Here is a 2,265-nt window from a genome sequence, read left to right as displayed (position 1 = left end):
TGGTACGGGTTGATGAGGGTGATTTCGCCCTACAGGTTCGATTTCACATACAGGTTCTGGTAGGTCGGTTCGATCGACTGCGATACGCCGGTAATGTTGGCGATGGTCGCGGTCGGTGCGATGGCCATGATGTTGGAGTTACGAATGCCTTTCTGTACACGGGCGCGAACCGGTGCCCAGTCCAGGGATTCGTTCAGGTCAACGTCGATGTACTTCTGGCCGCGTTGTTCGATCAGGATCTGTTGCGAATCCAGCGGCAGAATGCCTTTGGACCACAGCGAACCCTGGAACGTCTCGTAAGCGCCGCGCTCGTCAGCCAGGTCGCAAGAGGCCTGGATGGCGTAGTAGCTGACCGCTTCCATCGACTTGTCGGCGAATTCGACGGCAGCGTCGGAGCCGTAGGCGATGTGCTGCAGGTACAAAGCGTCCTGGAAGCCCATGATGCCCAGGCCCACCGGACGGTGGCGGAAGTTGGAGTTCTTCGCCTGCGGTACCGAGTAGTAGTTGATGTCGATCACATTATCGAGCATGCGCACGGCGGTGTTCACGGTGCGTTGCAGTTTAACGGTGTCCAGCTTGCCGTCGACGATGTGGTTCGGCAGGTTGATCGAGCCCAGGTTGCAAACAGCGATCTCGTCCTTGTTGGTGTTCAAGGTGATCTCGGTGCACAGGTTCGAGCTGTGAACCACGCCGACGTGCTGCTGCGGGCTACGCAGGTTGCACGGGTCTTTGAAAGTCAGCCATGGGTGGCCGGTTTCGAAGAGCATGGACAGCATTTTGCGCCACAGGTCTTTGGCCTGGATGGTCTTGAACAGCTTGATCTTGCCCGGGTACTGGGACAGCGCTTCGTAGTACTCGTAACGCTCTTCGAAAGCCTTGCCGGTCAGGTCGTGCAGATCCGGTACTTCGGATGGCGAGAACAGGGTCCACGGGCCGTCATCGAAGACGCGCTTCATGAACAGGTCAGGGATCCAGTTGGCAGTGTTCATGTCGTGGGTACGACGACGATCATCACCGGTGTTCTTGCGGAGTTCGATGAACTCCTCGATGTCCATGTGCCAGGTTTCCAGGTAAGCACACACAGCGCCTTTGCGCTTGCCACCCTGGTTAACGGCTACAGCGGTGTCGTTCACTACTTTGAGGAACGGAACCACGCCTTGCGACTTGCCGTTGGTGCCCTTGATGTACGAACCCAGCGCACGGACCGGCGTCCAGTCGTTGCCCAGGCCGCCAGCAAATTTCGACAGCATGGCGTTGTCGTGGATCGCGTGGTAAATGCCCGACAGGTCATCCGGCACGGTGGTCAGGTAGCAGCTCGACAGCTGTGGACGCAGAGTACCGGCGTTGAACAGGGTCGGAGTCGAAGCCATGTAGTCGAAGGACGACAGCAGGTTGTAGAACTCGATCGCACGGTCTTCTTTGTTCTTTTCTTCGATCGCCAAGCCCATGGCCACACGCATGAAGAAGATCTGCGGCAGTTCGAAACGCACGCCATCCTTGTGGATGAAGTAACGGTCGTACAGGGTCTGCAGGCCCAGGTAGGTGAATTGCTGATCGCGCTCGTGGTTGATCGCCTTGCCCAGTTTTTCCAGGTCGAAGGTGGCCAGCACAGGGTTCAGCAGTTCGAACTCGATACCTTTGGCGATGTAAGACGGCAGGGCCTTGGCGTACAGGTCGGCCATTTCGTGGTGAGTGGCGCTCTCGGCCACTTCCAGGAAGTTCAGGCCTTCGGCACGCAGGGTGTCCATCAGCAGGCGGGCGGTCACGAACGAGTAGTTCGGCTCGCGCTCAACCAGCGTACGGGCGGTCATCACCAGAGCGGTGTTGACGTCGGTCAGGGCCACGCCGTCGTACAGGTTTTTCAGGGTTTCGCGCTGGATCAGGTCGCCGTCGACTTCAGCCAGGCCTTCGCAGGCTTCGGTGACGATGGTGTTCAGGCGACCCATGTCGAGTGGCGCGAAGGTGCCGTCGGCGCGGGTGATGCGGATCGACGGGTGCGCATTGACGGCTTCTTCCGCCGGGGCGTGGGCAGCGCGTTCTTTCGAACGACCGTCGCGGTAGATCACGTAGTCGCGAGCGACTTTCTGCTCGCCGGCACGCATCAGGGCCAGTTCGACCTGGTCCTGGATTTCTTCGATGTGGATGGTGCCGCCCGAAGGCATGCGACGCTTGAAGGTCGCGGTGACTTGTTCGGTCTTTCGGTATAGGGTGTTGTTGTTTATGTTTGTTTTTGATGGTGTTGATCTTTGTTGTGGGAGTATCTTT

At 58.5% G+C, this 2,265-nt stretch carries 1 pseudogene; it reads right to left on the bottom strand.

What is annotated here, in order from left to right:
* Positions 1-32 precede the first annotated feature (32 nt).
* Positions 33-2,265: pseudogene (locus tag ACIQVE_RS24220) on the bottom strand (ribonucleoside-diphosphate reductase subunit alpha); the annotation flags it as partial.

The sequence above is a fragment of the Pseudomonas sp. NPDC098747 genome (assembly GCF_044760045.1).
Lineage (GTDB): Bacteria > Pseudomonadota > Gammaproteobacteria > Pseudomonadales > Pseudomonadaceae > Aquipseudomonas.
This window is presented reverse-complemented; position numbering and strand designations above follow the sequence as displayed.